The sequence below is a fragment of the Bradyrhizobium sp. Leaf396 genome (genome assembly GCF_001424605.1).
GTDB classification, from domain to species: Bacteria; Pseudomonadota; Alphaproteobacteria; order Rhizobiales; family Xanthobacteraceae; genus Bradyrhizobium; species Bradyrhizobium japonicum_C.
The window spans coordinates 175,825-200,542 of record NZ_LMQJ01000006.1 but is presented as its reverse complement, the minus strand read 5'-3'; the positions used below and the strand labels follow the sequence as shown (position 1 = coordinate 200,542).

29 protein-coding genes and 1 tRNA gene are annotated in these 24,718 nt (G+C 65.8%); 17 read left to right on the top strand and 13 right to left on the bottom strand.

Annotation, left to right across the window (positions count from 1 at the left end):
- Position 1: 1 nt before the first annotated feature.
- A complete protein-coding gene (locus ASG57_RS08680; protein ID WP_057196092.1) occupies positions 2-1,066 on the bottom strand; it encodes an acyl-CoA dehydrogenase family protein in 1,065 nt (354 codons plus the stop codon).
- Positions 1,067-1,309: 243 nt separating this feature from the next.
- Between ASG57_RS08680 and ASG57_RS08675 the strand changes: the two genes are divergently transcribed.
- Positions 1,310-2,095 (top strand): SDR family NAD(P)-dependent oxidoreductase, encoded by a 786-nt coding sequence (locus ASG57_RS08675; RefSeq protein ID WP_024339219.1) that lies wholly within the window; start codon positions 1,310-1,312, stop codon positions 2,093-2,095.
- 143 nt (positions 2,096-2,238) lie between these two features.
- Here ASG57_RS08675 and ASG57_RS08670 read toward each other — a convergent pair whose 3' ends face one another.
- Together ASG57_RS08670 and ASG57_RS08665 are read right to left on the bottom strand one after the other, a co-directional pair.
- A complete protein-coding gene (locus ASG57_RS08670) occupies positions 2,239-2,511 on the bottom strand; it encodes a GlsB/YeaQ/YmgE family stress response membrane protein (RefSeq protein WP_196232368.1) in 273 nt (90 codons plus the stop codon).
- Positions 2,512-2,600: 89 nt separating this feature from the next.
- Positions 2,601-3,167, bottom strand: coding sequence for a YidB family protein (locus tag ASG57_RS08665; protein WP_057196091.1), 567 nt, complete (start codon positions 3,165-3,167; stop codon positions 2,601-2,603).
- Between the two features lie 162 nt (positions 3,168-3,329).
- Between ASG57_RS08665 and ASG57_RS08660 the strand changes: the two genes are divergently transcribed.
- Both ASG57_RS08660 and ASG57_RS08655 read left to right on the top strand, forming a co-directional pair.
- Positions 3,330-4,337 carry a 2-dehydropantoate 2-reductase gene (locus tag ASG57_RS08660; protein WP_057196064.1) on the top strand — a complete coding sequence of 336 codons (1,008 nt, stop codon included), beginning with the start codon at positions 3,330-3,332 and terminating at the stop codon, positions 4,335-4,337.
- A 17-nt stretch (positions 4,338-4,354) separates the two neighbouring features.
- Positions 4,355-4,570 (top strand): hypothetical protein, encoded by a 216-nt coding sequence (locus ASG57_RS08655; protein ID WP_057196090.1) that lies wholly within the window; start codon positions 4,355-4,357, stop codon positions 4,568-4,570.
- A 96-nt stretch (positions 4,571-4,666) separates the two neighbouring features.
- On the opposite strand, the gene ASG57_RS08650 is transcribed toward ASG57_RS08655, so the two are convergent.
- A complete protein-coding gene (locus tag ASG57_RS08650; RefSeq protein WP_024339215.1) occupies positions 4,667-5,299 on the bottom strand; it encodes a hypothetical protein in 633 nt (210 codons plus the stop codon).
- 226 nt (positions 5,300-5,525) lie between these two features.
- On the opposite strand from ASG57_RS08650, the gene ASG57_RS08645 reads away from it, so the two are divergent.
- From ASG57_RS08645 to ASG57_RS37595, 4 genes are all read left to right on the top strand, one after another.
- A complete protein-coding gene (locus ASG57_RS08645; RefSeq protein ID WP_024339214.1) occupies positions 5,526-7,043 on the top strand; it encodes an AMP-binding protein in 1,518 nt (505 codons plus the stop codon).
- Positions 7,044-7,064: 21 nt separating this feature from the next.
- Entirely contained in the window at positions 7,065-7,703 is a 639-nt protein-coding gene (locus tag ASG57_RS08640; protein WP_057196063.1) for an RraA family protein, read from the top strand.
- A gap of 25 nt (positions 7,704-7,728) precedes the next feature.
- Positions 7,729-8,100 (top strand): cupin domain-containing protein, encoded by a 372-nt coding sequence (locus ASG57_RS08635; RefSeq protein WP_024339212.1) that lies wholly within the window; start codon positions 7,729-7,731, stop codon positions 8,098-8,100.
- Between the two features lie 123 nt (positions 8,101-8,223).
- A complete protein-coding gene (locus tag ASG57_RS37595; RefSeq protein ID WP_155248412.1) occupies positions 8,224-8,385 on the top strand; it encodes a hypothetical protein in 162 nt (53 codons plus the stop codon).
- Between the two features lie 128 nt (positions 8,386-8,513).
- Here the strand turns inward: ASG57_RS37595 and ASG57_RS08630 are convergent, their stop codons facing one another.
- On the bottom strand, positions 8,514-8,873 hold the full coding sequence (locus ASG57_RS08630; protein ID WP_057196062.1) for a VOC family protein: 360 nt from the start codon (positions 8,871-8,873) through the stop codon (positions 8,514-8,516).
- A gap of 134 nt (positions 8,874-9,007) precedes the next feature.
- On the opposite strand from ASG57_RS08630, the gene ASG57_RS08625 reads away from it, so the two are divergent.
- A tRNA-Arg gene (locus tag ASG57_RS08625) sits at positions 9,008-9,084 on the top strand.
- Between the two features lie 113 nt (positions 9,085-9,197).
- On the opposite strand, the gene ASG57_RS08620 is transcribed toward ASG57_RS08625, so the two are convergent.
- Positions 9,198-9,923 carry an alpha/beta fold hydrolase gene (locus tag ASG57_RS08620; protein ID WP_057196061.1) on the bottom strand — a complete coding sequence of 242 codons (726 nt, stop codon included), beginning with the start codon at positions 9,921-9,923 and terminating at the stop codon, positions 9,198-9,200.
- A 139-nt stretch (positions 9,924-10,062) separates the two neighbouring features.
- Here ASG57_RS08620 and ASG57_RS08615 point away from each other — a divergent pair, with 139 nt between their 5' ends.
- Positions 10,063-11,043: a helix-turn-helix domain-containing protein gene (locus tag ASG57_RS08615; protein WP_028145884.1), complete on the top strand. Its 981-nt coding sequence runs from the start codon at positions 10,063-10,065 to the stop codon at positions 11,041-11,043.
- A 1-nt stretch (position 11,044) separates the two neighbouring features.
- Here the strand turns inward: ASG57_RS08615 and ASG57_RS08610 are convergent, their stop codons facing one another.
- The 5 genes from ASG57_RS08610 to ASG57_RS08590 are packed head-to-tail and all read right to left on the bottom strand — an operon-like array spanning position 11,045 to position 15,102.
- Positions 11,045-12,190, bottom strand: a complete 1,146-nt coding sequence (locus ASG57_RS08610) for an acyl-CoA dehydrogenase family protein (RefSeq protein WP_057196060.1) — start codon at positions 12,188-12,190, stop codon at positions 11,045-11,047.
- Between the two features lie 13 nt (positions 12,191-12,203).
- Complete coding sequence (locus ASG57_RS08605) at positions 12,204-13,031, bottom strand: SDR family NAD(P)-dependent oxidoreductase (RefSeq protein ID WP_057196059.1); 828 nt, start codon at positions 13,029-13,031, stop codon at positions 12,204-12,206.
- A gap of 21 nt (positions 13,032-13,052) precedes the next feature.
- Complete coding sequence (locus ASG57_RS08600) at positions 13,053-13,463, bottom strand: MaoC family dehydratase (RefSeq protein ID WP_057196058.1); 411 nt, start codon at positions 13,461-13,463, stop codon at positions 13,053-13,055.
- Positions 13,463-13,915, bottom strand: a complete 453-nt coding sequence (locus tag ASG57_RS08595; RefSeq protein ID WP_057196057.1) for a MaoC family dehydratase N-terminal domain-containing protein — start codon at positions 13,913-13,915, stop codon at positions 13,463-13,465. Before ASG57_RS08595 ends, ASG57_RS08600 begins: the two co-directional genes overlap by 1 nt.
- Positions 13,916-13,920: 5 nt before the next feature.
- Entirely contained in the window at positions 13,921-15,102 is a 1,182-nt protein-coding gene (locus tag ASG57_RS08590) for a lipid-transfer protein (RefSeq protein WP_057196089.1), read from the bottom strand.
- Positions 15,103-15,190: 88 nt separating this feature from the next.
- On the opposite strand from ASG57_RS08590, the gene ASG57_RS08585 reads away from it, so the two are divergent.
- The 3 genes from ASG57_RS08585 to ASG57_RS08575 all read left to right on the top strand — a co-directional run bounded on the left by ASG57_RS08585 (position 15,191) and on the right by ASG57_RS08575 (position 18,249).
- The gene (locus tag ASG57_RS08585; protein ID WP_057196056.1) at positions 15,191-15,934 is read left to right on the top strand and encodes a TetR/AcrR family transcriptional regulator; all 744 of its coding nucleotides are present in this window, start codon (positions 15,191-15,193) and stop codon (positions 15,932-15,934) included.
- Complete coding sequence (locus tag ASG57_RS08580) at positions 15,931-17,487, top strand: long-chain-fatty-acid--CoA ligase (protein WP_057196055.1); 1,557 nt, start codon at positions 15,931-15,933, stop codon at positions 17,485-17,487. The genes ASG57_RS08585 and ASG57_RS08580 overlap by 4 nt, the downstream gene beginning before the upstream one ends.
- Positions 17,488-17,574: 87 nt before the next feature.
- Complete coding sequence (locus ASG57_RS08575) at positions 17,575-18,249, top strand: alpha/beta hydrolase family protein (RefSeq protein ID WP_024339201.1); 675 nt, start codon at positions 17,575-17,577, stop codon at positions 18,247-18,249.
- Positions 18,250-18,251: 2 nt separating this feature from the next.
- On the opposite strand, the gene ASG57_RS08570 is transcribed toward ASG57_RS08575, so the two are convergent.
- Entirely contained in the window at positions 18,252-19,226 is a 975-nt protein-coding gene (locus tag ASG57_RS08570) for a ketopantoate reductase family protein (protein WP_057196054.1), read from the bottom strand.
- Between the two features lie 155 nt (positions 19,227-19,381).
- Here ASG57_RS08570 and ASG57_RS08565 point away from each other — a divergent pair, with 155 nt between their 5' ends.
- Positions 19,382-20,185, top strand: a complete 804-nt coding sequence (locus ASG57_RS08565) for an enoyl-CoA hydratase-related protein (RefSeq protein WP_057196053.1) — start codon at positions 19,382-19,384, stop codon at positions 20,183-20,185.
- A 3-nt stretch (positions 20,186-20,188) separates the two neighbouring features.
- Here ASG57_RS08565 and ASG57_RS08560 read toward each other — a convergent pair whose 3' ends face one another.
- Complete coding sequence (locus tag ASG57_RS08560) at positions 20,189-20,458, bottom strand: hypothetical protein (RefSeq protein ID WP_057196052.1); 270 nt, start codon at positions 20,456-20,458, stop codon at positions 20,189-20,191.
- Positions 20,459-20,568: 110 nt separating this feature from the next.
- Here ASG57_RS08560 and ASG57_RS08555 point away from each other — a divergent pair, with 110 nt between their 5' ends.
- The 4 genes from ASG57_RS08555 to ASG57_RS08540 all read left to right on the top strand — a co-directional run bounded on the left by ASG57_RS08555 (position 20,569) and on the right by ASG57_RS08540 (position 24,708).
- Positions 20,569-21,933 carry an FAD-dependent oxidoreductase gene (locus ASG57_RS08555; RefSeq protein ID WP_057196051.1) on the top strand — a complete coding sequence of 455 codons (1,365 nt, stop codon included), beginning with the start codon at positions 20,569-20,571 and terminating at the stop codon, positions 21,931-21,933.
- Positions 21,934-21,965: 32 nt separating this feature from the next.
- Positions 21,966-22,970, top strand: a complete 1,005-nt coding sequence (locus ASG57_RS08550; RefSeq protein ID WP_057196050.1) for an ABC transporter substrate-binding protein — start codon at positions 21,966-21,968, stop codon at positions 22,968-22,970.
- 147 nt (positions 22,971-23,117) lie between these two features.
- Complete coding sequence (locus ASG57_RS08545; protein WP_057196049.1) at positions 23,118-23,891, top strand: ABC transporter ATP-binding protein; 774 nt, start codon at positions 23,118-23,120, stop codon at positions 23,889-23,891.
- Entirely contained in the window at positions 23,884-24,708 is an 825-nt protein-coding gene (locus ASG57_RS08540) for an ABC transporter permease (protein WP_057196048.1), read from the top strand. Before ASG57_RS08545 ends, ASG57_RS08540 begins: the two co-directional genes overlap by 8 nt.
- Positions 24,709-24,718: the final 10 nt, after the last annotated feature.

Sequence of the window (24,718 nt, the reverse complement as noted above, 5' to 3'; positions counted from 1 at the left end):
ATCAGCGCGACGCCACGAGCGGCCACAATTCGTCGGCGCCGCGGTTTGCGACCAGCTTGCCGAGCTCGACCGCCCAGTAGCTTTCCGAGCCGAAATCGTCGCGCCAGGCCAGCGCGCGCAGGGAATAACGGTGCAGGATGTGCTCCATGGTGAAGCCGATGGCGCCGTGAACCTGATGCGCGATGCCGCCGCCTTTCTCCGCGGCTTCGGCGCAGCGGATCTTGGCCGAGGCGGCTTCGAGATAGACCTCGTCGTTGAACGACTTTGCATTCGCGATGGCGTCGGCCGCGGATGTTGCAGCGGCCAGCGCTGCGGCGGATTCGCCGGCAAGGCGCGCGAGATTGTGCTGCACGGCCTGGAATTTCGAGATCTTCTTCTCGAAAGCGACGCGCTCGTTGGAATAGCGCACGGAGATGTCGAGCATGGACTCCAGCGCACCCGCGATCTGAAGGCTGCGTACAACGCCGCCCATCAGCATCAGATTGGTCTGGTCGAGGCCTTTCGGCGCAGGCTTGATGGTGACGGGCTGGACCCTGTCGAGCGTCACGGTGTCGCTGTGGTCATAGCCAACGTTGAGGCCCGCCTCGATGCGCACCTTGGCCGCATCGACCAGGGCGATGGAAACGCCGTCCTTGCTGTGCACCAGCACCGCAAAGTGCTTCGCCGCCTTGGCAAATGGCACGCCGCGCGCGCGGCCGGAAAGCGCGCCGTCGGCATCGAGCGTTACACGGTCCTTCGGTGAGGCCGGCAGCACCGTCATCTCGCCTTCGGGCGAGGCGATCTTCGCCTGCGCCAGCAGCCAGCCTGCCAGCATGGTCTCGGCCAGGGGAACCGCGACGGCGAAACGCCCCGCGGCATTCAGCAAGGCAAAGCCATCGGCAAGGCTGGCACCGGAGCCGCCGAGATCGTCGGGCACCCAGGCCAGCGGCAGGCCGGCTTCGCTCAGCGCCTGCCAGAGCGGCGCCTGCCATGAATCTTTCTTGTCGTTGTTGATGGTTTGCGGATCGGCGAGATCGGCGAAGATCTTCTCCGCGGTCTCGACGACGATATTGTCACTCTCCGCCACAGCGTTCCCCGTGTTTTGCCCATTGGCGCGCCCCTTCGGGCGGCGCGCAGGCTCTTCTTGCGCCCGATGATCCGAAAAAGCCATGGCCCTGACAAGCGTTGATCGCAGATCAACCTGCGGCCTGGGCATGGGCGCGAGGACCGCAGAAGACTAATTCCGCTTAGCGGAGTTTGCTCGATTTGCAGGGCGCGGCAAACTCGCTAAACATGATGCCGACGTCAGAACAGGGGAAGGAATTTCAGGATGGCAAAGGACGGCTTATGCGCAATCGTGACGGGGTCGGCGTCCGGTCTCGGCGCGGCGACTGCGGAAATTCTCGCCCGGAGCGGAGCGCGGCTCGTCATCAACTATTCGTCGAGCCAGAAGGAGGCCGAGGCCACGGCCGAGCTCTGCCGCAAGGCCGGCGCCGCGGAGGTCCTGGTCGCGCAGGGCGACGTCTCCAGGGATGACGATTGTCGCAAGATCGTGGCTGCCGCTGCGCCCTGGGGCCGGCTGGATATCCTCGTCAACAATGCCGGCACCACCAAGCATGTCGCTCACGCCGATCTCGATGGATTGTCAGCGGAGGACTTCCAGCGGATCTACGGCGTCAACACCATCGGCCCGTTCCAGATGGTGCGCGCTGCGCGCAGCCTGCTCGAGGCCGGCGCCAAGGCTTCGGAGCGACCGTCCGCGGTGGTCAACGTCTCCTCGGTCGCCGGCATCAGCGGCGTCGGCTCGTCGATCGCCTACGCCGCGAGCAAGGGCGCGCTCAATACCATGACGCTGTCACTGTCGCGCGCGCTGGCGCCGCTGATCCGCGTCAACACGGTCTGCCCCGGCTATATCGACACGCCCTGGTTCACCAAGGGCCGCGGCGAGGCCGGCGCCAAGCAGGTGCGCGACAGCGTGGTGGCCAAAGTGCCGCTGAAGGTCGCGTCGACAGCGGAAGACATCGCCCAGCTCGTCTGCTTCCTGGCAATGCCGGCCTCCAGCAACATGACCGGCGAAGTCGTGCGCATGGATGCGGGCATGCATTTGGTGACGTGATTGGCGCGCTCTTTCCCCGTCATGGCCCGGCTTGACCCGGCGATCCACGCGTTGCCGCGTGGATCGAAAGACGTGGATGCCCCGGGGCAAGCCCGGGCATGACGATCTGGAGACGGTTCGCCGTCTCTGGGCGCTGCGAGTTGCTACCCCTTGATCACGCCGCTCGCCACCAGCCGATTCCAGATGAACAGCACCACCACCGCGCCGATGGTTGCGGTGATGAAGCCTGCGCCCTGGTCGGGGTTGTAGTGGCCGATGGCCTGGCCGAGCCAGGTGGCGAGAAACGCGCCGGCGATGCCGAGGATGGTGGTGAGGATGAAGCCGCTCGGATTGTTCGGCCCCGGTGCGAGCCAGCGCGCGATGAGGCCGGCGACGAAGCCGACGACGATGATCCACAACAGGCCGCCCATGCTCATGATTGTGCTCCCCTTCCTGAGAACGCTTGGAGCATGATCCAGAGACGTGTGTCGCCGTGCTCCGAAGAGATCATGCTCAGACCAAAACCTCAGATTCGGCCCGAGAGCTCGTCTTCGGTCGGCAGCCGCCCGTCCGGCGTCAGCTGATCGACCACCTGCGGCAGATATTGGCTGAGGCCGGAGAGCAGGTCCTCGCGTGACAGGCCGCTCTGGGCGGACAGGCTGTCGATCTGGTCGGCGCCGAGTGCGCTGGCGAGATCGCCCGGCGCGATCGGCTTGTTCTCGCCCTTGCCGACCCAGGAATTGGCGGTGTCGGCGTGGCCGCTTTGCTGCAACTGGTTGAGGAGATCGCCGAGCCCGCCGCTAAGAATGCTGCCGGCCGCACCGCCGGCGAGCAGGCCGCCGAGGCCGCCCTTGAGCATGTCGCTCAGACCGCCGCCCGTGCCTGCGTTCACAGGCGGAGGTGCGGGTGCCGGTGACGGTTGGGGCGCAGAGCCGGACTGGTTGCCGGTGAAATGCTTGAATGCCTTCCAGGCCAGCAGGCCGAGCAGCGCCATGGTCATCGGCGACATGCCGCCGGAGGATTTGTCGGTGCTCGCTGTGCTCGGACCGCGCGGGCCGTTCTGCATGCCGTTGAGGACATCGAGTAGACCCATGGTGCTCTCCTTTGGCGTCTCGTTCGGCGAGCGCTCGCCGCTGACTGCCCCCCGGGGCGAAAACATATGAGGCGCTCATGACGGTTACAAGGCGGCTGCGACGCGATGGGCAGCGGCCTTTGCCTCTGCTATCGAAGGCCGGCCATTCAGGGAGCGAGTTCAGTGATGACGGATCGACCGATCGTGGTGGCCGGCGCGGGCGCCATCGGCTGTTTCGTCGGAGGCATGCTGGCGGCGGCAGGCCGCCGCGTCGCGCTGCTGGTGCGGCCCCGGGTGAAGGCCGAGATCGAACGCTTCGGACTGTATTTGACCGATTTCGACGGCTCCGAGAAGAAGCTCGATGTGAGCCGGCTGACGCTGGCAGAGGATCCCGTGATCTTGCACAGCGCAGGCATCGTGCTGGTCACGGTGAAGAGCGCCGACACCGCCGCTGTCGCCGAGCAGATCGCGCAGCATGCGCCGCAGGACGCGGTCATCGTCTCGCTTCAGAACGGCATCGGCAATGTCGCGGTCCTGCGCGAGCGGCTCGGCGGCCGCCGCGTGCTTGCCGGCATGGTGCCCTTCAACGTGATCGCGATGGGCGAGGGCCGCTTCCACCGCTCGACCTCCGGCGATATCCACGTCGGAGAGGATCCACAGAATACGGCCGCTGCGCTCTCGGTTGCCGGCCTCGCGGTGCGCGCGAGCGGTGACATCACCGGCGTGCAATGGGGCAAGCTGATCATCAACCTGAACAACGCGCTCAGCGCGCTCTCCGACATGCCGCTCGCCGCGCAACTGGCCAGCCGGGACTGGCGCAGGCTGTTCGCGGACCAGATGGCCGAGGGGCTGGCCGTGCTGAAGGCCGCCGGCATCGTGCCGGTGTCGTCGACGCCGATCCCGATGAACTGGTCTCCGACCCTGCTGCGCTTGCCGGATGCGATCTTCAACGCGATCCTGGGGCGCACGATGAAGATCGATCCCGAGGCACGCTCCTCGATGTGGCAGGACCTCAAGCTGGGCCGCAAGACCGAGATCGACTATCTCCAGGGTGCGCTGATCGCGCTCGCCGAGCAAAACAATGTCAGCGTGCCGCTGATGCGCCGCATTGTTGCGCTGATCAAGGAAGCCGAGGCGACCGGCAGCGGTCCCCTTCGCCTGACACCGCAGCAGATCCGCGGGAACGCGTGAGCGGAATGGAGAACAGGATGAAGCGTCGTTTTGTGATCGGGCTCGCGCTGACCGCGTTTTGCGGTGCATCGACGCTAGCCCATGCGAGGCCGCCGACGGTGATGAACTCTCCGGGCTACGACAGGCGATTGCAGGAGAGCAGGTCGCAGCTGGGGAGTTCGCCGACGGTAGTGGAGCCTGCGAGTCCGCCCGTGGTCAAACCGAAGCGCAGCAAGAAGAAGCGCGCGCGCTGACGCTCCATCCCTCCGCTATCGTCCCGGGCCAGCGCCAGAGGGCGCTCCAGCTTCGCGACTACGTTTTGTTGCAAGGCTATTCCGGCCTGGCGTGGCTCAACCCTTCTTCGCCGGCTTGCTGGGTGCCGGGTTGAACAGCTTCTTCAGATCGTTCAACCCTTCCGACAGGCGTGGCCATTCGCAGGAGAAGGAGCCCTTGGTGCATGCGCCCTTCGCTCGCGCGCGCGTATCGCCGATGGCGGCCTGCTGAACCTTCGGCCGACCGACGGGGATCGGCACGCGCTCGACTTCGGTTCGCAGCGCGACCTGCTGAAGCTGCTGCACCTGTTGCTCTTGTTGCTCGCGCTGCTGGCGGGCCGTGGCTTGCGCCGCTTCATTGCTGCGGCGCTGCTTGGCGAGATAGGCGGTATAGGCTTCGTCGATCTTCTTCTGTTCCTCCGGCGTCGGATTGGGGCCGGCGATGTCGAAGGTGCGATCCTGGAGGAAGTCGTAGTAGGAATAGCCGCCGCCCGGCTTGCGGCGGCCGGCAAACTTGGCGTTGCAATCGGCAAGGGCCGCCGTCTTCTCCGCCTTGGTTGCGGCTTTCTCGGCGGCGTCAGCGCATTCCTCGAAATCGACCGGTGCGCGTCTCCACCATTGCGCCTCGGCGTGTGCAGGCATCAGCAGGAAAAATCCTGCTGCGGCCGCGGGAAGCAGCGCCGCACGACGCGATGTATCTCCGGTCGACATTCTACGAGAGCATTCCTTGCAAGACTCAACCCGAGCTGAGTCGAGTCGGATTTTTGCCCCTTTATCGTCGCCTTGTCACCCGTGGAACCCGGGAATTTCATGGCTGTAATGCTGACATTTTGTGCTTGACGTGGCGCGAGAGTCACAGCGCTGCGGCGGCATGCTGTTACACTTGTGCCGCCAGCCCCTCACTGCCGAGGTGCCGCCAAGAAAATGGAAACGCCTGATGCTGTTGCCCCTGTCCGATGTGCCGCGCTGGTATGCCGAGCGCAAGCCGCAAGGCACGATCGCCATTCGTCACGGGCAGGACACCCTGACATGGGACGAGCTCGAGCGCGGCGCCAACCGGCGCGCGCGGGCGTTTGCGGCCAAGGGCGTCAAGCCCGGCGATTTCGTCGCGATCGGATTGCCCAACGGCAACGCGTTCTTCGAGACGTCATTTGCGGTCTGGAAGTGCGGGGCGACGCCGACCTCGCTGTCATGGCGGCTGCCGCGCGGCGAAGCGGCCGCCGTGCTCGACATTCTCAGGCCTGCGCTCGTGGTCGGCGGCGAGGCCGACTGGAATGCGCCGAACCGGTTGCCCGCCGAGTTCGTGCCGGAAGGTTTCTCGGATGAGCCGCTGACGCCGCCGGTGGCGCGCTACTGGAAAGCGATGACCTCAGGCGGCTCGACCGGCCGTCCCAAGGTGATCCTCGACCACCAGCCGGCGGTGACCGATACCGCGGCCGCCCCGCCGCTCAATATTCCCTTCGGCGTCTCGCTGCTCAATCCCGGCCCGCTCTACCACAACGCCCCGTTCATCGTGTCGCACTACGCGCTGTTCGTCGGCGGCATGCTCACGGGGCTCACCAAATTCGATGCCGAGGAAACGCTGCGCCAGATCGAGCGCGAGCGCGTGCAATGGGTCAATTTCGTGCCGACGATGATGCACCGGATCTGGGCCCTGCCGGAGAGCGTGCGCAACGCCTACGACCTGTCGAGCCTGCAGACGGTCTTCCACATGGCGGCCCCGATGCCGCCGTGGCTGAAGGAAAACTGGATCGCCTGGCTCGGACCCGAGCGGATCTGGGAGCTCTATGGCGGCACCGAGCGGCAGGGCGCCTGCATCATCTCCGGTACCGAATGGCTGACGCACAAGGGCTCGGTCGGCAAGATCGGCGACATGGCGCGCTTGCGCATCATCGGCGAGGACGGCAACGACGTCGCGCCCGGCGAGACCGGGGAGATCTACTTTCTCAACAACGACGGCAAGGACGCCACCTATCACTACCTCGGCGCGGAGCCGAAGCGCCGCGCCGACGGCTGGGAATCGCTCGGCGATATCGGCCGGCTGGATGCGGAGGGCTATCTCTATCTGGGCGACCGCCTCGCCGACATGGTACTGCGCGGCGGCGCCAACATCTATCCGGCGGAGGTCGAGGCCGCGGTGTCCGAGGCTCCCGGCGTGCGCTCCTGCGTCGTGGTTGGGCTGCCCGATCCGGAACTGGGCCAGCGTGTGCATGCCATCATCGAGCCGGAGCCCGATGCGGACGGCCAGGCCATCGCCGACGGGATGGCGGATTTCCTGAAGGACCGGCTCAGCCGCTACAAGCATCCCGAGAGCTTCGAATTCGTCAACGCCCCGCCGCGCGACGACTCCGGGAAGGTCCGGCGCACGCTTTTGCGCGACGAACGCGCAGCATGGATGAAGGAAGGTCGCGCCTTCCGGATTCTGCCGGCGAGAGCGCGGGCGCATGCCGACTGAGACAGATACGGAAGGACTGACATGACGATCGCCATTGCAGCGAACAGCGTGCCGAAACCGCCGGCCGACATCATCGCGGGCTTTCGAGACGCGCCGACCTCGATCATCTCCGACAATCTCTCCCGCCTGCCCGGCGCGGTGGGGCTGAGGCCCTTTCATCGCGGCGCCAAGCTGGTGGGCGCGGCCTTCACCGTGCGCACGCGGCCCGGCGACAATCTCGCCATCCATCGCGCGCTCGAACTGGTCGGTCCCGGCGACGTCATCGTCGTCGATGGCGGTGGCGATGAGACGCGCGCCTTGGTCGGCGAGATCATGAAGAACATCGCGCAATGGCGCAAAGCCGAAGGCTATGTCATCGACGGCGCGATCCGCGACGTCGCAGCCTTCGCGGCCGACGACTTTCCGTGCTTCGCCCGCGCGGTGATCCATCGCGGCCCATACAAGAACGGTCCGGGTGAGATCAACGTGCCTGTCACCATCGGCGGCAGCGTGATCTCGCCCGGCGACATCGTGGTCGGCGACGAGGATGGCGTGGTGTCGTTCCCCGCTGCCGGCGCAACTGCGCTGCTGCAGGCGGTCCGTGCCCAGATGAGCCGCGAGGAGGAGACGCTGAAGGCGATCCGCGAGGGCCGCTACCAGGGCTCTTACGGAAAGTCCTGATCAGAGAAGCGAAGGGGAGGATGGCGTGAGCCAGAAGGACGAGTTCCACAACATCGACGATACGAACGATGGCCTTTTCCGCGAGCTGGCCGCCGGAGTGACGACGCGCATCTTCTCCGGGGAGCAGGCGATGCTGTCTGTTGTGACGCTGGCCCCGCATGCGCAAGGCACGCTGCACCATCATCCCGAGGAGCAATGGGGCGTGCTGCTCGACGGTTCGGCCATCCGCGTTCAGGGCGATGAGGAAATCGCGGTGAATAAGGGCGATTTCTGGCGCACGCCGGGTAACGTGCCGCACACCATGCGCGCCGGACCCGAAGGCGCCCGCGTGCTGGACATCTTCAGTCCGCCTCGGCCGGAATACCGGAAAGCAGGGTCGGGCTTCGGAACGACCTGAAGCGCTCCGCGCTTCAGGTATTGATGTGGGGCATGATCTTTCCGGAGAACCGCTGACCGTTTTTTCCGATCGTGCTCGAGCGCCAAAGAGCAAAAAGCCGGGCGCAACGACGAGGGGGGGACCGTGACGATCACACGACGGGCGCTGCTGGCCGTGCCCGCCATCCTCGCGATGGCACCGGCGCGCGCCCGGGCCTCGAAAATCACGCTGGTGGTGCCGTTTCCGCCGGGCGGATCGACCGATGCGATGGCGCGGCTGCTGCAGAGCAATCTGCCACCCAGCTGAAGGAGACGCAACACATGACGCTGCTGCTCCAGGACGGCGCCGCCTTCAAGACCTTCTTCGACAAGCAGGTCGCCACTTGGCGCAAGGTGGTGAAGGACAACAATATGAGGGCGTAGCCGGCGGCCTCGTCACGCGCCGCGCAGCGGACGGGCGAAGCTCAGCTCATGGCCATCGGGGTCGGTGAGATGAAAGTAGCGCTCGCCCCATTCCGCATCGCGCGGCGTGGTCGACGGCTGCCATCCGGCCGCGCGAGCCTGCTCATAGGTGGCGTCGACGTCGGCGACATAAAAGATGACTCGGCCCCACCAGGACCACTGCCTGTCATCGGGCTGTGCCGTCAGGTTGAGATAGCCGGTGCCGGCGCGAAAGCTCGTGAACGCCGCGGCCTCGCCGCCATACAGGAGCTCGAACCCCAGCGAGCGGTAGAAATGCACGGCGCGCGCCATGTCATGGGTGCCGAGCGTGATGGCGCTGATGCTGTCGATCATGTGGCTGCTCCGGGGCAATGGATCTGGAGCTGAATGTACAGCTCCTTCTGCGCGTTGAGATGACCCGCGTTGCAGCTGGCGAACCGCATCCTCCTCTGCTATGAGAAGGCCGAACCTGCAAGGCCGGGTTCCGCGGTCCCGTAGCTCAGCCGGATAGAGCGGCGGTTTCCTAAACCGTAGGTCGGAAGTTCGAGTCTTCCCGGGATCGCCACTTCGGCATGTATCCAGCCCGAAGACATGGGCTGTGGCGTCCTCGTCCGTGCGCCCCCGTCGGCGAAAGCCGATCGGGTACGCCCCGCAAGATCGACGGCTTGGACGCACCTGTCAGTCCCTTCCCGCCTCCATGATCGCCCTGGCAAGCCGCGCCGGATCGGAGAAGCACAGCTCGTGGCTTCCCGGCACCTGCACCAGGCGGAACAGGCCGAGCTTCTCCGACAGACGCGGATGCCAGCCATAGCTGTGCGGCAGCGCGGTGTCCTCGGTGCAGTTGATGTAGGATTTGGCCAGCGGCATCTCGGCCGGATTGGCCTTGAGCGCGATCTTGTCGGTGAAGGTCGCGAGCGGGTGCGGATTGAGGACGTCATAGGCGCGTTGCGCCGTCTCCAGGTCGGCATCGTTGATGAAAGCCTCGCGCCAGATCGGGAAGGGCAAGACGACGGAGCCGTCGCCGCGCTCGGCTGCGATCGCGTCGAACAGCCCGACATAGTGCGGCGGCACCATGTCGTTGAGGCATTCGCCGTTGTTGGGCACGAAGGCATTCCAGTAGACCAGGCGGCGGATGCGCTCCGGCGCGAGGTCGGCAACGCCGGTGATGATCATGCCGCCATAGGAATGGCCGAGCAGGACGACGTCCTTCAGATTGTTCTCGGCAAGGTGGTCGGCGATCGACTGGATCGCCTCCTTCAGCCCGGTCGTCTTGGCATCGCCGGGACGGTTGCCCTTGATGGTGGGGGTGTGGACCTGGTGGCCGGCCGCGCGGATCGGTGCGGCGACGGGCTCGAACTCGGCACCGGTGTGCCAGGCGCCGTGGACGAGAACGTAGGTCGACATGTTGTGGCTCCTCCCGAGGGTGTGGTTAGATCGAGGCCGCGCCGTTCTGACCGAGCGGCGCCGCCGCACGTCAATTCTGGACGCGCGGCTGATCTGCCGCTTGGCTGGAAGTGAACCGGATTGGTCTCGGAGTGAACCGATGCAGCTGATCGAGCGCGCCGTTTCGTCACGCCAATCGGCCTGGGACACCGGGGGCGTCCGGCCGGCGGAGCAGTTCGCCTATTATCGCGAGGCGATCTGCCAGGCCTTCATGAATCTGACGCCGGAGCCGGCGGCCGCAGCCGGCTTTCCTGCCAGCGTCGAACACATCCGTCTCGGCGATGCCGCGATCAACCGCGTCAGCTTTCCCGAGCACGTGGTGCGGCGCTCGGCGGCCGACATCGCGGCGTCCGAGCGCAGCTGCTTCTACCTCAATTTGAAGCTTGCCGGACGTTGTCGCATTCAACAGGGCGATCGCGAGGTCAGCCTGTCGCCCGGGCAGGTCGGCATCTTCGACAGCGATCGGCAGTTTGCGCTTCTGCACGACCGCGGACCGCAATTGCGCGTCGCCTCGTTCTGGGTGCCGGCCGAGGCCTTGCGCGAATGCCTGCCGGCATCGTTCGGCGTCGCTGCGGCGCGCGTCTCCGATGATCCCTATGTCGGCCATCTCATCGTCGAGACCGCGCGTACGCTCAGCGACGGGGCCTTGCGCATCTCCGAGGAGGAGGGCGTGCTTCTGTTCCGGGCGTTGATCGAGCTCGTCGCGGTGAGCCTGTCGCGGCGCAGCCGGGCAGGCGCAGCGGAATCTGAAAGTCTCGCCGATGCAACTGCGCTGGCGGTGAAGCGCGCCATTCACCGGCGGCTCCGCGAGCCCGGCCTTGCGGTTGCCGATATCGCCGGTGCCGTGGGCATCAGCGAGCGCTATGTGCACAAGCTGCTGGCGCGATCGGGCTCCAGCTTCACCGACTACATCATCGACCGCCGGCTCGACGGCGCGGCGAGGGATCTCGCGGATCCCGCGATGGCGGATCGTGCGATCGGCGCCATCGCGTTCGACTGGGGTTTCTCGGATCTCTCCCACTTCACGCGGCGCTTCAAGCAGCGCTTCGGCTGCCGGCCGCGCGACTGGCGTGCGCGATGATCTAAAGCGACCTCGAAATCAGCAGCTTCATGATCTCGTTGGTGCCGCCGTAGATCTTCTGGATGCGGGAATCGATGAAGATGCGGGAGATCGGATATTCCTGCATGTAGCCGTAGCCGCCGAACAGCTGGAGGCATTCGTCGGCCGTCTCGACCTGCTTTTCCGAGCACCAATATTTCGCCATCGACGCCGTCACCGTATCGAGATCCTTTGCGATCAGGCGCTCAATGCACCAGTCGACGAAGACGCGCGCGATCATCGCCTCGGTCTTGCGCTCGGCCAGCGTAAAGGCGGTGTTCTGGAATTCCATCAGCGGCTTGCCGAAGGCTTTCCGTTCCTTGGTGTAGTCGGTGGCGAGCTTGACCGCGCGCTCCATCGAGGCGACGGCGCCGACCGCCAGCGCAAGGCGCTCCTGCGGCAGCTGCTGCATCAGCTGAACGAAGCCCTGGCCTTCCTCCTTGCCGAGCAGGTTTTCCGGCGGCACGGTGACGTTGTCGAAGAACAATTCCGACGTGTCGGAGGCGTGCAGCCCGATCTTGTCGAGGTTGCGCCCGCGCTTGTAGCCCTCGGCGCCCGCGGTCTCGACCACGATCAGCGAAATGCCCTTGGCACCGGCATCGCCGGTGCGCGCGACCACGATGACGAGATCGGCGGCCTGTCCGTTGGTAATGAACGTCTTCTGGCCGTTGATGACGTAGGAATTGCCCTGCTTCTTCGCCGTGGTCTTCACGGCCTGCAAATCCGAGCCGGTGCCGGGCTCGGTCATGGCGATGGCGCCGACCATCTCGCCGGAGGCCATCTTGGGCAGCCAGCGCTTCTTCTGCTCCTCCGAGCCGTAATTGAGGATGTAGTGGGCCACGATGGCGCTATGCACGGAGACGCCGGTCGTCAGCTCCGGCACGGTGCTTTCGAGATCGTCGAGCACGGCGGCGTCATAGGCGAAGGTCGCGCCGAGCCCGCCATATTCCTCCGGCACGCTGGCCAGAAGTGCGCCCATCTCGCCGAGCCCGCGCCAGGCGAAGCGATCGACCATCTTCTGCTCGCGCCATTTCTCGGCGTGAGGGGCCAGGTCCTTGGCGAGATACTTGCGGAACTGGTCGCGGAACGTGTCCAGCTCTTCGGTCATCCACGACGATCGGTAATGCATCAGCGCCTCGCTCTCAGACAATCAGGCCGCCACCGGCGACGACCACCTGGCCGCTGATATAGTTGGATTCCGGGCTGCAGAACAGATAGACGGCGTCGGCTGCTTCTTCCGGCGTGCCGCCGCGGCCGAGCGGGATCATGCGCGACATGGCTTCCAGCATGTGCGGCTGCACCCCGACCTTGATGTCCCGGCCGGCGACGTCGATGGTCTTCTGCTGCGCCTCGATCGGCTGGGTCAGGCGGGTGTTGATGAGGCCGAAGGCGACGCAATTGACGTTGACCTTGTAGCGGCCCCACTCCTTGCACATGGTGCGGGTCAGCCCGATCAGCGAGGCCTTGGCCGAGGAATAGCTCGCCTGACCGGCATTGCCGTAGAGGCCCGCGATCGAGGAGATGTTCACGACCTTGCGGAACACCTCGCGCCCCTCCTCGGCTTCCTTCCTGGCGAAGACGCGGATCGGCTCGGCGGCGGCGCGCAGGATGCGGAACGGGGCGACGAGGTGGACGTCGAGCATGGCCTGAAACTGCTCGTCCGTCATTTTCTGGATGGTGGAGTCCCAGGTGTAGCCGGCATTGTTGACGATGATGTCGAGCCCGCCGAACTTGTCCAGCGCGGCTCCGACGAAGCGGTCGGCGAAACCCGTCTCCGAGACGCTGCCGTTCACGGCGGCGGCGTCGCCGCCGAGCGCCCTGATCTCCGCGACCACGGCGTCGCCCGGTTCGGCATCGAGGTCATTGACGACGACGCGCGCGCCTTCACGCGCGAGCTTGAGTGCTATCGCGCGCCCGATGCCGCGGCCCGAGCCGGTGACGAGCGCGACCTTTCCCTGCAGTTTTGCCATTCTGAATGAGTCCTTTTGCTGTTACAGCGCGACGACGGCGCTGCCTTCGAGCTTGACCTCGCCGCGATCGTCGGCGGCGGTGAGCGCAAGCCTTGCGCGGCGCTCGCCATCCTCGGCGAAGAGCTCGGTCACCGTGCCTTCGCATGTCAGCTTGGCGCCAAGCTGGGTGATGGCGACGAATCGGGTCGCGAAACTGCGTAGCCGCGACGGTGGCACCGCATCCGTCAGCGCCTGCCCGAGATAGGCCATCGCCAGCATGCCGTGAGCGAACACATCCGGAAATCCGGCCGCCTTGGCGAAGTCGAGATCGACATGGATCGGATTGTGGTCGCCCGAAGCGCCGCAATAGAGCGCCAGCGTGTGACGGGTGATCGGCGGAAAGACCTTGTGGACGATCCGGTCGCCGGCCCTGATGTCTCCGGGTGCCGTCATCACGTCACCTCGTTCCGGACGACGATGGTGCGCGCGGTATCGGCAACGTGCACGCCGTCCTGGTTGGTCACCTCGCATCGAATGCCGATCAGCGTCATCGCGCCGCCCTTCTTGTCCGTCACGCTGGTCACGCGCGGCCGGAACGTCAGGGTGTCTCCGACCAGAACCGGCGCGTGATAGGCGAAGCTCTGCTCGCCATGCAGCACGCGGGCGAGATCGATGCCGAGCGCGCTGAACATCTCGAAGGGGTCGTCGACGTCCATCATCTCCAGGCAGAACAAGTAGGTCGGCGGCACCGGCATGCCGTCGAATCCGGCCGCCCGCGCCGCGTCCGCGTTGCGGTAGACCGGGTTCTCTTCACCCAGCGTATTGAGAAAATAGCGGAGGCGGCCCGGCTCCACCCGCGCGGTGACGGGCGTGAAGCTGCGCCCTACGGCGGACTGATCGACCATGTTTGTCAGTGCCGCTTGTAGAGCGTAACGACGCAGGCGCCGCCGAGGCCAAGATTGTGCTGCAGCGCGACCTTGGCACCCTCGACCTGCGTGGAGCCGGCCGTGCCACGCAGCTGCCGCGTCAGCTCGTAGCACTGCGCAAGTCCGGTGGCGCCGAGCGGATGTCCCTTCGACAGCAATCCGCCGGACGGATTGGTCACGATCCGGCCGCCATAGGTGTTGTCGCCGTCATTGATGAACTTGCCGGCTTCGCCCTCGCCGCAAAGGCCGAGCGCCTCGTAGGTGATCAGCTCGTTGTGGGCAAAGCAGTCGTGCAGCTCGACCACGTCGAGATCGTCGGGCCCGATGCCGGCGCTTTCATAAACCCGGCCTGCCGCCTCTTTTGCCATGTCGTAGCCGACCAGCTGCATCATGTCGCCGGCCTTGAAGGTCGAGGGCGTGTCGGTGGTCATGGCCTGCGCCGCGATGCGAACCTCCTTGCCGATGCCGTGCTTGTCGGCAAACCGCTCGGAGACCAGCACGGCGGCTGCGCCGCCGCAGGTCGGCGGGCACGCCATCAGGCGCGTCATGACGCCGGGCCAGATCACCTGGTCGTTCATGACGTCGTCCGCCGTGACCTCCTTGCGAAACAGTGCGAGCGGATTGTTCTTGGCATGGCGGCTCGCCTTGGCGCGCACCTTGGCGAAGGCGTCGAGCGGAGTGCCGTACTTCTTCATGTGGCTCAGCCCGGCGCCGCCGAAATAGCGCAGCGCCAGCGGAATGCCGGGAGCGTCGATCAGCTGGTCCGCTGCCGCGTCGAATTCCTCGAATGCGCTCGGACGATCGGTATAGACGCTGCCGAGCGCGCCGGGCTTCATCTGCTCGAAGCCGAGCGCCAGCACGCAATCCAGCGCTCCGCTCGCGATCATCTGCCGCGCCATGAACAGCGCGGTGGAGCCGGTCGAGCAATTGTTGTTGACGTTGACGATGGGGATGCCGGTCATCCCGACATGGTACAGCGCGCGCTGCCCGCAGGTGGAATCGCCATAGACGTAGCCCGCGTAGGCCTGCTGCACCTTGTCGTAGCCGAGGCCCGCATCGGCGAGCGCCAGCTTGACCGCTTCCGTCCCCATCTCGTGATAGGGCGCGCTGGCTCCCGGCTTGGCGAAGGGAATCATGCCGACCCCTGCGACGATGACGTCAGACATCGCTTCCTCCAAATAAATTACCCGTTGGACTTTTTCTTACCCACGGGTAACATATCGGTCGATGCCCACGAGAGTCAACCGACCGAGCATGGATTCAGCGCCGCCCGTTCCGCCCTCATTGCCGTCCTCTTCGCCCTGGCTGCCGTTCGAAAGCCGCCGCCGCGCCCGCGACGAAAAGCGCGAGGCGGTGCTGCGCGCCGCCGTGCAGCTGTTCCTGGAGCAGGGCTATCATCGCGTGACGCTGAACGAGGTCGCCGAGCGGCTGAACATCACCAAGCCCGCGCTGTACAATTATTTCCGCGGCAAGGACGAGATCCTGTTCGAATGCTGGTCGATGGGCGCCGAGCTCGTCGACAGCGTCATCACGGAGATCAACGGCGGCGGCGGTTCGGGGCTGGCCAAGCTGCGCAAGCTGGTGCACGCCTATGCCGCGCTGATGGCGACCGATTTCGGCGCGAGCCTGGTGCGTTTCGACCTGCGCGACCTGACCGAGCGGAACGCCGCGGTCGCGCGTGCCGCCAAGAAGCGGATCGACGCCACCTTCCGGCGCTACATCGCCGCAGGCACGGCCGACGGCTCGATCAGGCCTTGTGATCCCAAGCTTGCAGCCTTCGCGATCGCGGGCGCGCTCAACTGGATCGGCCATTGGTATCGCCGCGACGGCGAGCTGTCGCCGAGCGAAATCGCCGACGAGTTCACGGTTCGCCTGACGGAGGGCCTCGCAACCGAGAGCCGGCAGCAGATGACAAAGAAGACGCCGGGGGCGCCGCAACGGCGCAACTCAGGACGCACGACGGCAGGGAAGAAGCGTACAGGAGGAGGAACGCGATGAACATCACGCACGGACTGCGGCGCGCGCTGCAGATCAACCCGAAGGGACTCGCCACCGTCTATGGCCAGCGGCGTCGCAGCTGGGGCGAGCTCGGCGAACGCGTTGCAAGGCTGGCCGGCGGGCTGCGCTCGCGCGGCGTCAGTGATGGCGATCGCGTCGCCGTGCTGTCCTTCAACTCGGATCGCTACCTCGAGCTCTACCTGGCGACCGGCTGGGCGGGCGGCGTGATCGTGCCGCTCAACATCCGCTGGAGCGCCCTTGAAAACGAGGATGCGCTGCGCGACTGCCGTGCCTCCGTTCTGTTGGTCGACAAGGCCTTTGCGCAGGTCGGCGCGCAGCTCGCCGGCGCAATTCCGGGTCTGAAGCTGATCTATGCCGACGACGGCGAGGTGCCGGCCGGAATGGAGAGCTATGAGGAAATGGTCGCGGGCAGTGCGCCCGTTGCCGATGCCATGCGCAAGGGCGAGGATCTCGCCGGCATCTTCTACACCGGCGGCACCACCGGGCGTTCCAAGGGCGTGATGCTCAGCCACCAGAACCTGATGGCCAATGCGCTCAACGCTCTCGGCGAAGGACTGTTTCCGGCGAGCACGATGTACCTGCACGCGGCGCCGATGTTTCACCTCGCCAACGGCGCGGCCATGTATTCGCTGCTGCTCTCCGGCGGCTCCAACGTGATCGTTCAGGGCTTCACGCCCGAAGGTGTGATGGCCGCGATGCAGAGCGAGCGTGTCACCGACGTGCTGCTGGTGCCCACCATGATCCAGATGCTGGTCGATCACCCCGCGATCGGGAACTACGACCTGTCCTCGCTCAAGCACATCATCTATGGAGCCTCGCCCATCAGCGAGGCGGTACTCGACCGTGCTGCGCGCGCACTGCCGCATGTGCGTTTCACCCAGGCCTACGGCATGACCGAATTGTCGCCGATCGCGACGCTGCTGCATGCGAACGAGCATGTCGGGGAGGGGCGCAGGAAGGGACGTCACCGCGGCGCGGGCCGCGCCACGCTCGGCTGCGAGGTGCGGATCGTCGACGAGAACGATCAACCCCTGCCCACGGGCGCTGTCGGCGAGATCGTGGTGCGCGGCGACACCGTGATGATGGGCTATTGGGAGCGGCCGGAGGAGACCGCGCGGGCCGTCGTCGACGGCTGGATGCACACAGGCGACGGTGGCTACATGGACGAGGACGGCTTCATCTATGTCGTCGACCGCGTGAAGGACATGATCATCTCGGGCGGCGAAAATGTGTACTCGGTCGAGGTCGAGAACGCGCTGGCGCAGCATCCCTCGGTGCTGCAATGCGCGGTGATCGGCGTTCCCAATGAGCAATGGGGAGAACAGGTCCACGCCGTCGTGGTCAAACGCAGCGGTGTCGAGGTTTCGCCCGGCGAGCTGATCGAGTTCACGAAGACGTTGATTGCCGGTTATAAATGTCCCCGCAGCATCGAGATCACAGAAACGCCGCTGCCGCTGTCCGGCGCCGGCAAGGTGCTCAAGCGCGAGCTGCGCAAGCCGTTCTGGGAGGGGCGGGAACGGCGGGTCAGCTAGGGCCTTCGCGGACACGTGCGAGGTTTCCTGTTTTCAGATCGCGGTCGCGCAGGTACCATCGAGAGCATTCATCGGGAACATTCGGTCTTGGTCGAGACGCGCGAGCTCAAGCTCGACATCGAACGCATTGGTACGGTCTCGGCGATCCTGACGCGGCCGGACCATGCGCGCGCCTGCTACGTGCTGGCGCACGGCGCCGGCGCCGATATGCGGCATTCCTTCATGGAGAAGGTCGCGGAGGGGCTCGCGAGCCGCGGCATCGCGACCTTGCGCTTCAATTTTCCCTACATGGAGAAGAAACAAGGGCGTCCCGACCAGCCGGCTGTTGCGCATGCCGCCATCCGCACGGCAGTCGAGGAGGCGGCGCGGCTGTGTCCTGGCCTGAAACTTGTTGCCGGCGGCAAATCGTTCGGCGGGCGCATGACCTCGCAAGCGCAGTCGAAGGCACCGCTCCCTGGTGTCAAGGGCCTCGCCTTCCTCGGCTTTCCCCTCCATGCCGCCAAGAAGCCGTCGTCCGAGCGCGCCGAGCACCTCGCCGGCATCGCGATCCCGATGCTGTTCCTGCAAGGCACGCGCGACGAGCTTGCCGATCTCGGCCATCTCAAGCCGGTGACCGAAATGCTGGGCGCGAAGGCGACGCTGCATGAGGTCGAAGGCGGCGACCACTCCTTCGCGGTGCTGAAGAAGTCCGGCCGCAGCAATGACGAGGCGCTCAAGGAGGTGCTTGATACTCTCGCGGCCTGGATCGACCAGCGCGCCTGACCTCAGGCTGAATAGAGCCCCTTGTCGCGCGCTTTCTGGATCGCCAGTGCGCCGATCAGGTCGAGCGTCGGCGTCGACAGGCCGGCGGTCCGCGCGAAGGCCTGCGGCGCCTTGACCAGCACGTCGATCTCCATGGCGCGGCCGAGTTCGTAGTCCTGCAGCAGCGACGGCTTGTGATTTGGGGCGGGGCCGCTGCGCGTGACGCGCTTGACCTCTGGGATGAAATGCTGGGCAATCTCGTTGGCCTCGTTCAGCATGCGCGGAATCACGTCCGCGAAGGCCGGGTCGTCGCGCACGCCGCGCGCGGTCTGGCCGGTGAGCAGGCACAGCACCGAGAGCGACATGTTGGTCAGCAGCTTTGACCAGATCGCCTCGCGGATCTCGGCCACCGGCGGCGATTCCAGCCGGGCATCGTTGAGGACGTTGCGGAGCTTCGTGATGCGCTCGCAATTGCGGTCGTCGCATTCGCCGATCAGAAGCCGGTTGCGGTCCGGGGTCAGGTTCTGCACCACGCCCGGCGCGATCACCTCGTTGGAGGAGAACACGACGCCTCCGATGATCCGCTCCTTCGGGATGCAGGCGCGCAAGCGTCCGCCGGGGTCGAGAAATGAAATGTCGGGCGGGGCGGGATGCCGCGGCGGCAGGCCGATACCGTACCACCAGGGAATGCCGTTCTGGGCGAACACGATGGCGGTGTCGTCCTGGAGCAGCGGCTTGATGCTGGAGACCAGTCCCTGCAGCGCCGTCGCCTTCAGCGTCGAGATCACCACGTCCTGCGGGCCGAGCTGGGCCGGATCGCCTGTTGCGTTCACCTTGGCGCCGACCTCGGAATCGCCGACGCGCAGCTTGAGGCCGCCCGCGCGCGCGGCCTCGAGATGCGCGCCGCGCATCACGCACGAGACCTCGTGGCCGGCGCGCGCCAGCCGTACCGCAATGTGGCTGCCGACGGCGCCCGCACCGAAAATGCAGATACGCATGATGATGTCCGGTCCCTGTCTCTTTGCCGCCCGGAAGCCAGCATGACACAAGCCGCCATGCGGTGGACGCGGCCGCCCCACGCCGGAAAGATATGGATCAGGACACGCCGCGTCGGCCATAGTGCGCAGCAAAGAAACCGACCGGAGGACCACCGATGACCGCCAACCCCGTCCTGTGGACATCAGATGAGCGTGGGGTTGCGACCGTCACGTTGAACCGCCCGGAGGTCAACAACGCCTATGATGGCGCGCTGATCGCGGGCGTGCTCGCGGCCATGGACGATCTGTCCAAGAAGCCGAACCTGCGCGTCGTCGTGCTCAGGGGCAACGGCAAGCATTTCCAGGCCGGCGCTGACCTCAAGTGGATCAATAGCGTGCGGCCGCAATCGGCTGAGGCCAACGAAGCGGCCTCGCGGGCGACGTTCGAGGCTGTGCAGCGGCTCAACACGCTGCCGATCCCCACCGTCGCGCTGGTGCAGGGCGGCTGTTTTGGCGGCGGCACCGGCGTGATCGCGGCCTGCGACGTCGTGATTGCCGCGGATAACGCGTTGTTCTCGATTACCGAGGTGCGCTGGGGGCTGACGGCGGCGATCATCATCCCGCAGCTCTGCGACGCCATTGGTGTACGCCAGGTCCGCCGCTACGCGCTCACCGGGGAACGTTTCGGCGCCGAGGACGCCCGCCGCATCGGCCTCGTCCACGAGGTGGTGCCGCTCGCCGATCTCGAAGGCGCAGGCAGCAAGGTGGTCGAGCAATTGCTCGCCAACGGACCGGATGCGATGGCCGAGACCAAGCGTCTCGCGCTCGAGAGCTCGTTCGGCGGCATGGCGGTGGGCGATGCCGCCTACACCCGGCTCGTGCAGTTGCATTCGCTCAAGCGACAGAGTGCGGAGGCAGCGGAAGGGCTGGCGTCGTTCGCCGAGAAGCGGGCGGCGAATTGGGGCGGCGGTAAGGGCTGAACGTCAGCAGCCGCGGCAGATGTTGTTGATGCTGCGATAGACTGCGTCGTCGTTCTGCCGCATCTCGCGGAGCGTTTCGAGCGCGGTACTTTCGCGAGGCGGCTCGGGCCTGCGCTTGGCCGCAAGCTCATCCTCCTGCCGCTTGTAGCAGGCTTCGCGGTCAGGCTTTTCCCGGATGAAGCGGCAGTTCTGCTCCAATGCCGCTGCATGGCCCGATGGGAGCACGAAGGCGACCAGGGCAACGAGCGCGGATTTCTTGGCCATACGATACATGGCTGCCTTGTCTCAGGTCCAGCGAGCGGGAGCAACCGTGATCTTGCGATGGTGGGGCGAGCCGGGCTAATCCTCCATCCCTCCAGACAAATGCCGGGAGCGGACGCGCCATGCGGCCCAGGATGATCGAAGAACCGGCACGGAAAGTGCCGCTCTATGGCGAATACGAAGTGGTCGTGCTTGGCGGCGGTCCGGCCGGCATCGTGGCGGCGGCCTCGGCCTCGCGGGCCGGGCGGAAGACGCTGCTGATCGAGCGTTACGGGTTTCTCGGCGGCATGGGCACCGCAGCCGGCGTCACCAACTTCTGCGGCCTGCATGGCAATGTCCATGGCGAGCACCGGCGGCTGGTGCAGGGCATGGCGTCGGAGCTGCTGGCGCGGATCGATCGCTTGAACGGCCTGAACACGCCGCATCTGATCCTCGGCAAGGTCTATGCGCAGGCCTACGACACCGCGGCCTACAAGATCGCGGCCGATCAACTGCTCGCCGGTCACCAGGTGAACATCCTTTTCCATGCGCTCGGCGCCGGCGTCGTGATGGGGGATGACCGCCGCATCGACGCGTTGCTGGTCGAGACCAAGGCTGGCCGACAGGCGGTGCGGTCCGAGATCTTCATCGATTGCTCCGGCGACGGCGATCTTGCCGTGTGGGCCGGCGCGCCGTTCGAGCTCGGCGATGAGCACGGTCATCCGCTCTACCCTTCGATGATGCTGCGCCTCAACGGCATCGATCCGGAGAAGGCGGGCGATGCGTGGCGCACCATTCCGCAATTGATGGACAAGGCCCTTGCGGCCGGCACCCACACATTCCCGCGCAAGAGCGCGATCGTGCGGCCGCAAAAGTCCGGCATCGAGTGGCGGGTGAACTTCACGCAGGTCGCGCGCGAGGACGGCCACGCCATCAACGGCGTCGAGCCCGACGATCTCACCCGCGGCGAGATCGAGGGCCGCAAGCAGGCGCTGGCCGCGTTCGAGTTCCTGCGTACCGTGCCGGGCTTCGAAAGATCCTATATCGTCGACTTGCCGCCGCAGCTCGGCATCCGCGAGACCCGCCGCATCAAGGGCGGCTACCAGCTCAGCGGCGAGGACGTGCTCGGCTGCGCCTCGTTCGAGGATTCCATCGGCGTCAATGGCTGGCCGATCGAGGCGCATGTTCCCGGCGACGTCGTCTTTACATTCCCGCCGATCCCGGACTCGCGCGGCTACAACGAGCTGCCTTACCGGATGCTGGTGCCCGAAGGCGTCGACAATCTCCTGGTTGCGGGCCGCTGCGCGTCCATGACACATGAGGGCCAATCGGCCGCGCGGGTCTCCGGTGCCTGCTTCGCGATGGGCGAGGCCGCAGGTTCCGCCGCCGCGCTCGCGCTCGCTGGAAATCGGATTCCGCGCGACATCCCCATTGAAAAATTGCAGGAAACCTTGAAACAACAGGGCGCCTTCGTCGGGCGGGACCAGGCGCTGCCTGAAGGCCTGTAGCGGACTGCAAGACAACCACGAGAGGAAACGGGATGATCGGGATGGTGCGGCTCGTGCTCGCGGGCCTGGTGGCGATCATGGTGATGGGTACGGCGCGGGCCGAGGACGGCCTGAAGGCCAAGATCGGCGTGCTCCGCCTGTCCTCCTCCGCGCCCGTCTTCATCGCGCAGGATAAGGGCTATTTCCGCGACGCTGGCCTCGAGGTCGAGCTGAAATTCTTCGATGCGGCGCAGCCGATCGCGGTCGCCACCACCTCGGGCGACGTCGATTTCGGCATCACCGCCTTCACCGCCGGTCTCTACAATCTTGCCGGCAAGGGCACGCTGAAGGTGATCGGCGGTATGAGCCGCGAGAAGGCCGGCTATCCCCTGATCGGCTATTTCGCCAGCAACAACGCCTATGCGGCCGGCCTGAAAACGCCGAAGGACCTCGCCGGCAAGCGCGTGGCGATGACGCAGGTTGGCTCGAGCTTTCACTATTCGCTCGGCCTGCTCGCCGATAAATACGGCTTCAAGCTCGCCGATGTGAGGATCGTGCCGCTACAATCGCTTTCGAATGCGGCGGCAGCGCTCAAGGGCGAGACCGTCGATGCGGCGCTGCTGCCGATCTCCACGGCGCGCAAGCTGATGGACGATGGCGGTGCGAAATTCCTGGGTTGGGTCGGCGACGAAACGCCGTGGCAATTGGGTGCGGTGTTCGCCTCGCCGAAGACACTGACCAACAAGATGCTGGTGACAAAACTGCTCGGTGCGCTCGCCAAGGCCGATCGCGAATATCACGACGTCATCCTTGCCGCGATGAAGGACGGCGTCGCCCCGATTAACGAGCAGACAAAACCGCTGCTGGAGATCATCGCCAAATACACCAACTTGCCGGTCGAGCAGGTGGTCGGCAACTGCGCCTATATCGATCCCGACGGCAAGCTCGACGTGAAGAACGTCGACAACCAGATCAAATGGCTGCAGGAGCAGGGTTTTGTCGACAAGGGCTTTGATGTGAACACGATCATCGCCAAGGACTACGTGAAGGCGGACTGATGTTTCCGTCATTCCGGGGCGATGCAAAGCGAGAACTATGGTGCGCCCTTGCGCACCTGAGAATCTCGAGGTTCCCTGGTGCGCAATTGCGCACCGAGGTCTGATCCTTCGGATCATCCCGGAACGACGCAGGGATAGACAACGCGCATGGACCTGATCGCCAGCCACATTTCCCACCGCTTCGGCGATCTCGCCGTACTCGATGACGTCTCATTCACGGTCGGCGCCGGCGAGGTGGTGGCCGTCGTCGGTCCTTCCGGTTGCGGCAAGAGCACGCTGCTGTCGATCCTGGGCGGCCTCTTGCAACCGACCTCCGGCGCGCCCGAGTTGCGCGGGACGCCGCCGGCGGACAGTCTCAATCCGCTGACTTTCGTATTCCAGGATTTTGCGCTGCTGCCCTGGGCCACGGTCGAGGAGAACGTCGAATTCCCGCTGCTGCACACCCAGCTCACGGCCACGCAGCGGCGCGCGTTAGTCGAGGACGCCCTGCGACGAACCAGCCTGACCGATTTTCGCCAGACCTATCCAAAGCAGCTCTCCGGCGGCATGCGCCAGCGCGTCGGCATTTCGCGCGCGCTGGCGGTGAGGCCCGCCATTCTCCTGATGGACGAGCCGCTCTCGGCACTGGATTCGCAGACTCGCGAACTCTTGATGGAGGATTTCGTCCGCCTGCTCTCCGATGGCGGCATGGGTGCGGTCTATGTCACCCACAATCTCGAAGAGGCGGCGCGGCTCGCGGACCGCATCGTCGTGCTGTCGCGGCGGCCCGGACGCATCCGCGAGGTTGTGACGGTGCCGATGACGCGCACTGAGCGCGGTGAGACCGCGGCGCGTGAAAGGCTGCTGGCGCTGCAGACGCAGATCTGGTCGCTGATCCGCAACGAGGCGATCGATGCCGAGCGCGAGGTCCAGCATGCTTGATCGCGCGCCTGCCGAGGAGACCTTGAAGGATCAGGCGACGCGCCGCGTCCGTTTCCGCGGCGCCGGCTTCGTGCCTGCGTCGAGTCGGTTCGGCGGCTGGTTCGCGCTCGCGCTTGTCATCGCGATCTGGCAGGCCGCCAGCAGCGCCGGCCTCGTCAATCCACTGTTCCTGCCGGCGCCTACCGCGATCGCGCGCGCGATCTACCAGCTCGCGATCTCCGGTGCGCTCTGGCAGCACGTTTCGGCCTCGCTGCTGCGCATTGGCATCGGCTGGCTGTTGGGAACGGCGGCTGGCGTCGCCGTCGGCTTTGCCATCGGCCTGTCGCGGCTCGCGCGCAGCGTCGGCATCACCTTCATCTCGGCGTTGTTCCCGATCCCGAAGATCGCGCTGCTGCCGCTTTTGATCCTTTGGCTGGGCATCGGCGAGGAGCCGAAGATCGCGACCATCGCGCTCGGGGTGTTCTTCTCGACCGCGATCTCGGTCTATAGCGGCGTTGATGCGGTGCCGCGCAACCTGATCCGCATGGCGCAGAGCTTCAACGTGCCGTTCGCGACCATCGTGCGCAAGGTGATCTGGCCGGGAGCGCTGCCCGCGATCCTTGCCGGCTTCCGCATCACTGCATCGGTCGCGCTGCTCCTCGTCGTCAGCGCCGAGATGATCGGCGCGCAATATGGGATCGGGGCCTTCGTCTTGCAGGCCGGCAATTTGATGCAGACGGATCAGCTGCTCGCGGGCGTGGTGATCCTGTCGGTGTTCGGGCTCGCGGTCGGCAAGGTGATCGGCTGGCTGGAGACGCGGCTGCTGCACTGGCGCTGAAGCCTACTCC